This window comes from Mesorhizobium sp. M0870 (genome assembly GCF_040319775.1).
Taxonomy (GTDB): Bacteria; Pseudomonadota; Alphaproteobacteria; order Rhizobiales; family Rhizobiaceae; genus Mesorhizobium.
Genome location: NZ_JAMYOI010000065.1, coordinates 1 through 6,707 on the forward strand (window position 1 = coordinate 1; position 6,707 = coordinate 6,707).

The window sequence follows — 6,707 nt, forward strand, 5'->3', positions numbered from 1 at the left end:
CCCTTTGAATACATCTGCAAAATCTGGACAAAAGAGCCCGAACGATTCAGGCTCCATCCAACCCATCAAACCTTGGGACTAAACAACTAGAGCCCTTCTTTTCATTGGCGTTGCCCTCCGTGCATGCTGTGCGCTCGGTCCGAGCGTAGACAGGCAGCGCATTTTTCAGTGACCTGACTTCAGACTTTGGAAGAACGTACCATTGTCAGCGATTTGCGGTCGCAAAGGTTCTGTGAATTTAGTTGCAGGATCTTTTGCACCGTTTAGCCCCGGGGTGTGGCGGGGAGCGTATCGACGAGCTTCGGAGGTTGTGATGTTTCAGGGACGCAGTTAGCCGCCAGTTATCCTGCATTGCGTGCGCCGGCGCCGAGCCAACCGAAGTTGCGTACGACCAACGAGCTCCGAACTGTTCAGATCCTATGAGGAGGGTGGATAGCGACCTGCGCGGTGGCAAAGTGAGGTCGCTAAAACATCTCGCCCTGGAGTCTAGCGACCGATCGACCTCCGCTGATCGTGAAGGTGTCACATCCGCCGCAATGGGGCCTTTCACGGCCCTCGGGCTGATCCGAACCAACATTATCATGAAGCTCTTCGCGCTCCAGGTGCTGCCGGCCTCAGACTGGATCGGCAATTATCTGTCCGAATCCTTGTCAAGCAGGGCAAAGACGGTTCGCCGGTGACAGAAATTTGTGACAGGGCAGAAGGACGCGATCCCAAACACTTGTGAGTCAAACCGACGGCAAGTCGACCAATTCGGACACCGCCTCCGCGACGTCAAGGCAGTCGACTTGTAATAATTCCGTTATTAGTGCAAGATCAACTGTCGACTCAGGCTTGCCATGCTTTCTGCAACGTTTTAGAAGCTAGTGGCCGAGTTTTACAATTCAATAATTCTGAATTTTATCGCTTTTATGGCTGCGGTTGTTCTGCTGGTGGCATCCATTTTTCGCATTATGTTTTTTATGTGGAAGTTAACAGTATTTACAGATATTCCCACAATCTTAGCTATTTCCCACGACGACTTCCCTTTCGCCGTCCACAGGATGCACTCTTTTTCTCTTGGAGAAAGATTAGGTGCCTCCTCGATGTCACTTGGATTGGCGAACTTATCGACTCTCAGATGGAAATGTAACGCCGCGAGCTGCAAGTAGGTTATTGCTCTATTTTGGAGTTCACCGTCCCAAGCTTGAGCAAAGTTCATGATCGCAAAGCGACCGTCGGGGCCGTGCAATGGAACGCTAATGCCCGATCTTAAGCCGAACGTCGCCGCCTCGTCGAAAACGCGCCGTTCGTCTTCAGTCGTGCTTTCGTCGTTGTACACCTCGCTCCACCGAAAGGCTTCTACTCGCCTCCGACTCCTCTTGATGGTGGGGTCTATCCTGTCATAACCCATTTCGAAATAGCGCTGCTGCCATTCACGAGGATAATTCAGCATGACCGCCGGATCGCCTCGGCCCGGCTTTAAGCGGTCTGGTGCAAGAGAGCCATACGCGATCCACGGACAATCAAAATTCAGGGCAAAATCAGATAACAAGTCGAATAAATGCTCGGATTTTGCAACACCGTCGGTTTGGTCGAGAAATCGGCCAAACTCCAGCGCAAATACCTCCCTGGCAGCCTCAGAGAAATGCATCTCCGGGACCAAAGAAAACTGGTCGGACACTCTGGTTGAGATTCCTCGAAGTTGAGAGACAGCAGTCATCCGCGGGCGTTCCATGGTCTCTGCTCCGTAGCCATTTGCGCAGGATGTTGTCACAGGCACCAAGGCTGCCGGCTGTAAGGCTAGAGCTTCGCGCATCGTTCTCAACAGGCCAGCATCGTCAAAGCTGTAACATACAATGCAATCGGCGTAGTTATTTTAATTTGAATGTATCTTTATGCTAGCGTTACACGAACGACACACTGCTAAAACGAACTCGATATTGTGATATTCTGTCATCCTCCATCCGGTGAGGATAACAATTTTTGAGCTTTTACATACCGCATCCTTTAGCCGGCGCGCAAAGCTCCCGCCGAGAGAATAGGCCGCCCTGGGAAAAGGTTGCTTTGAGGCCGGATTGACTGGTCACGGACTTGGTGTCGGGCCTCCGTCCTTGGTCACGCGGGCGGTAGTTGCGCCCCCGATTCCGAAACAGTCGGCGAGCGGAGATGGGGCACGGTCACTCTGGCGCGGCTGCATCGGCCGGGCGAACTGATCGGTCGAGCCTGCTCGCCGGCAATCGACGCACTCGTGCGTCAACTACCAGATGCCGTAGTACCGACATCCGCGCGAACCCTTTAGAACTGAGCCCGTTCCACACGCACCGACCGCGAGGTATCGGCATGTGGAACAGCGTAACGACTGCGATGGTATTCAAATGCATCTGCACAGAATGAGCTGCCGCGCAAGTCTGTGTCCGTTTTGTCGCGAATTTTCGAGGAGCATGTCGGCGTTACAAACAGGTCTGAGTTTACCGACCTCCCAAAACTCCGCCCGACTGTTCTGGTCTCCTCGGCGAAACGGTTCGACAGTACGACGAGGCAAACCGCGTTTAATCAATGTCTCGCTGAATACGACGCCGACATACAGAGGACCATGAAATGAATACAGATGTGTTTGCAGCTCATGAATCTAACGTTCGTCGCTACGGGCGGTCGTTTCCTGCAGTCTTTACGAGGGCCCTTGGGGCGACAATTTGGGACGAGGCCGGAAACTCATACCTTGATTTCCTCGTAGGATCCGGCGCCCTCAATTATGGACATAACAGCCCGAAAATTATTGAACCAGCAATTGAATACCTCGTGGGCGAGAACATTCTTCTATCCCTCGACATGTATACGGTGGCAAAGCGTGAATTCATTGAAACGTTTGTGGAGTCGATCCTGAAGCCGAGGGGGCTTTACTATAAGATACAATTCCCTGGGCCGACCGGCACAAATGCTAACGAAGCGGCGTTGGCGCTGGCACGAAAATATACTGGACGCTCGAGCGTCATGGCATTCACGAATGCGTTCCATGGAATGTCACTTGGCTCTCTCGCGGTGTCGGGTTCGGCTTCAACTAGAGATCTGGGCGGCGTCGCTCGCCATGATGTGATCCGTGTCCCCTACGACGGATATCCGAACCAAGAGTTCGATTCCGCGAGCTACATCGACTTCGTATTGGGCGACCCAGGCAGCGGCATTGAAAGGCCAGCTGCAATCATTCTAGAGACCATTCAGGCAGAAGGCGGCATGAACGCTGCATCTGCTGCTTGGCTCACGGAAATTCAGCGCATTTGCCGCAAGCACGGTGTTATTTTGATCGTCGACGACATCCAGGCGGGTGCGGGACGAACGGGCGAGTTCTTCTCATTCGAGTTCGCAGGTATTGATCCCGACATCGTATGCCTTTCAAAGTCCCTAAGCGGATCAGGCAGTCCGTTCTCAATCGTTCTGATCCGCCCCGACCTGGACATTTGGAATCCCGGAGAACATAGCGGCACCTTCAGAGGCAACAATCTCGCCTTCGTGACTGCAGGGGCTATGTGCAAACTGTGGTCCGACACGCAGTTCACTGCAGGCCTTGAGCGAACAGCCGCCAACCTGCAAAGACATCTGGATAACCTGGTTGCGAAATTTCCCACGTGCATCGAACAAAAGCGCGGCCGCGGTCTGATGGTCGGTCTCAAATGCCATTCACAGGCCGTTGTCGACCGTGTGCACGATGTCGCATTCGAAAATGGCCTGCTGATCGAATCTTCAGGACCAAATCGCGACGTCATCAAAGTCCTACCACCGATAACCATCACCGACGAGGAACTCGATCATGGCATCGCCATCCTAGACCACGCACTAAAGGAGCAAGCCAATGGGCACTAATCAAGCATCTCAGGCGCCTGCTATGTCGCCTGCTACGATCAGGGAACGAACCGGCTCAATCAGTACTGCGGAAATCGTCTCAGTCCTGAAGGGCGAGATCACCGCTCTGCACGTCAAGCAAGCTTTCAGTACGGAAATAGCCGAAGAAATCACCGCGAACTTTGTTGACAGTCCCGGTCTCAGGGAGCGCGAAGATGGCGTCCCCGGAGAATATGTCGGCGCATCCCACTACAGGAAGGATGCAGCCACGTATTTCGCAGAGTCAGAAACTGCGCGACCGTACGTCGACGCCCTTTTCGGCAATTTGGTTGACCCCGTCCGAGCATTGTTCGAGGCGTTGAAGCGCGAGCTTCACGACCAGGGCATTGAATTGAGACTGGCCCGCTCGAAGCAGGGTCAGGCCAATGTCTGTCGCGCTCTCAGTTGGTCTGGCACCGGCACGTTTTCCTTGGACCCCCACGACGATGTCGCTCAAGTCTTATGTGCTGGGAATGATTACGAGCTTTCTGCGGTGGCGCACAACACCGTCGCGGCGCTCAACTTCTACCCCAGCATGGCCGAGGAAGGTGGCAACCTGCGGCTCTGGAGCCACAAGCCGACGGTCGCCGACCGAAAGTCGCAAGGTGTGGAGACCACCGGATATCCCTATTCGGCAGCCTATCTTGAAGACGTTCCTTATCGCGAGTTCCAGCTCAGGGCCGGGGATATCGCCCTGATCGACGGCGGTTTCGTTCACGGGGTCACGGGTCAATCCGGCAACGGAAAGCGTCGCCTGGTGCTGAACAGCTTTTTCGGGGTTGCGCGGCCAGATCTAGTTCTCTGGTGGACTTGATGTTGGATGTCGTATCAATGGGCTGAGTTCCGTCGATAGTAAAACATCTGCCGTCCCTAGATTCTCAGCCAGTTGTGGCGACCTCTTTGCCCGATGTCGCTCTATACCGGCAATTCGGCAAGCTCAGGCAGAGGTCTCACTTCTAAAATGCCTGGGCGAAGGTGGAGGCGAAATTGACAAGACGAATTGCAGTCGGGCGGCTATTTCATGAATCTCACGCCTACGCACGCCCGACTATGTCGGAAAGCATCATGGTCGTGCGCGGAGATAAATTGATTCAGGACGCGAGGGGAAATGGCACAACGCTTGGCGGCATTGTAGACGCGTTGGTGGAGCGGAACGACGTTGAGCTCTTGCCGATCTCGGACTCGATGATCGCGCCGAGCGGCCTGATCAATCATGGCTTCTACCTTGACCAACGCCGTTTTTGGGAAGAGCAGGTCAATAGCTTGAGCCCTGATGCGCTCATCATTGATCTCCACGGAGCAATGGGAACAACGGAGCTTGACGACGTCGAAGGTGACTTCCTCGGCCATATGCGAACCATCGCAGGAGAGAACGTTGTGATTGGCGTCGGACTAGACCTCCACGCCAACATAACGCCAAGCATGTTGTCAGCCGCAGACATTTGCATCGCTTGCAAACATAATCCGCACGACGACTATCACGACACTGGCAAACGTGTTGTCGAATTGGTCTTCGAGGTGCTTGATGGCAGGCTGGACCCAGTTTACACGCTCGCCAAGGCGCGCATGATCGCGCCGGGCAAGCTGGAGACGCATCTGGGTCCACTAAAGCAACTGCACGCGCGCGCTCGGGCGTTGGAGCAGTCAACGCCGGCGATCGTCGATATCAGCCTTTACAACGCTTATCGTTTCGGCGACTTTACCGATATGGGCCAAGCAGCGGTCTTGCTGAGCAATAGACGCTATCCTCAATCAGAAGAACTCGTCTACGAGTTTGCCCAAGAATTTTGGGCGCGACGTGACGAGTTCAATGATGACCTTCTAACCATTGAGGAGGCACTCGATGCGGTGGCAGAAAGGCCGGAGCGGTTACCCAAAGCCCTGGCCGACCTTGGGGACCGGACACTTGCTGGCGCACCCGGCGACAGTACTTTGATCCTTCAGGCGGCGATGAATTACAAGCCCATCCTCAAAGGCGCGATGACTGTGCACGATCCCGAAACCGTTGCACAGGCGCATACCGCCGGCGTGGGAGCCACCCTCGCGATGCGGCTCGGTGGCAAGTTGACCCCACAATATGAGCCGTTCAATGTCGACGGCGTCGTGAAGGTTATCAATCACGAAGACATCAAGCTTATCGGCCCCAATTTTGGCGGCGAGTCAGCGGCGATGGGCGACACGGCTCTTATTGAAATCGACAATCGCTTACAGATTATCGCCACATCGAAACCTGGCTTCATCAGCGATCCCATTATATTCGAATTTCACGGGGTTCGCGTTAGAGAGCAGGACTTTGTAGTAGTCAAGTCTCAGTATCACTTCAATGCCAACTTCAACGGTTTTGCGACTTCTTTGTATATTGCTACCCCCGGACTCGCATTCTATTTACCGGGTGTTTTCAAGAAGAATCGGGCGCGCGCTTGGCCCGACGTCGACGTTAGCGCTGATCCGATTATTGCACCACGGGTGCTTGATCGAAAAGGACGTTCTCAACTCTAATCAAACCGCTCCACCTAACTACTGCGTCATAAATTTCGAGCCTGACGCGGACTGCCCATTGCCTTATGCAGCACGGACATCGTTGCAGACGGTTGGCCAGGGCCACAGGTCAGGCGTCGCTGAGGGTTGGGATCGAGGTCGGGACGTGCCGCTCTGGTCGGATCGGAGGATCTGGGGGGTCGATAACCGTCGGGAAGACCAGGTATTTGGCGGCCCTGGGCGCGAGTTGGAGTTGAGGGGGGAATCGTCTCCCTCAAAGAGACCAAGGTTGTGTGCGTCAAGTTCTGCAAAATGGGCGATCATGAAGCTGGTCATGCGGCTTGGCGTAGAGCGAGCTTCTTGTGCTCGCG

General features: G+C 54.5%; 4 protein-coding genes. 3 read left to right on the forward strand and 1 reads right to left on the reverse strand.

The annotated features are described in order from the left end of the window. Positions 1-877 precede the first annotated feature (877 nt). Entirely contained in the window at positions 878-1,663 is a 786-nt protein-coding gene (locus NKH97_RS32965) for a LuxR family transcriptional regulator (RefSeq protein WP_352799919.1), read from the reverse strand. A 917-nt stretch (positions 1,664-2,580) separates the two neighbouring features. Between NKH97_RS32965 and ectB the strand changes: the two genes are divergently transcribed. From ectB to NKH97_RS32980, 3 genes are all read left to right on the forward strand, one after another. Next, entirely contained in the window at positions 2,581-3,840 is a 1,260-nt protein-coding gene (gene ectB / locus NKH97_RS32970; RefSeq protein WP_352799921.1) for a diaminobutyrate--2-oxoglutarate transaminase, read from the forward strand. Beyond that, a complete protein-coding gene (locus NKH97_RS32975) occupies positions 3,830-4,672 on the forward strand; it encodes a 2OG-Fe(II)-dependent halogenase WelO5 family protein (protein WP_352799923.1) in 843 nt (280 codons plus the stop codon). Before ectB ends, NKH97_RS32975 begins: the two co-directional genes overlap by 11 nt. A gap of 173 nt (positions 4,673-4,845) precedes the next feature. After that, positions 4,846-6,357: a M81 family metallopeptidase gene (locus NKH97_RS32980; protein ID WP_352799926.1), complete on the forward strand. Its 1,512-nt coding sequence runs from the start codon at positions 4,846-4,848 to the stop codon at positions 6,355-6,357. The last annotated feature ends 350 nt before the right edge of the window (positions 6,358-6,707 follow it).

Excerpts from the sequence above, each read along its gene's own strand:
- ectB (WP_352799921.1), top strand. The coding sequence starts at position 2,581 with ATGAATACAGATGTGTTTGCAGCTCATGAATCTAACGTTCGTCGCTAC.
- NKH97_RS32975 (WP_352799923.1), top strand. The coding sequence starts at position 3,830 with ATGGGCACTAATCAAGCATCTCAGGCGCCTGCTATGTCGCCTGCTACG.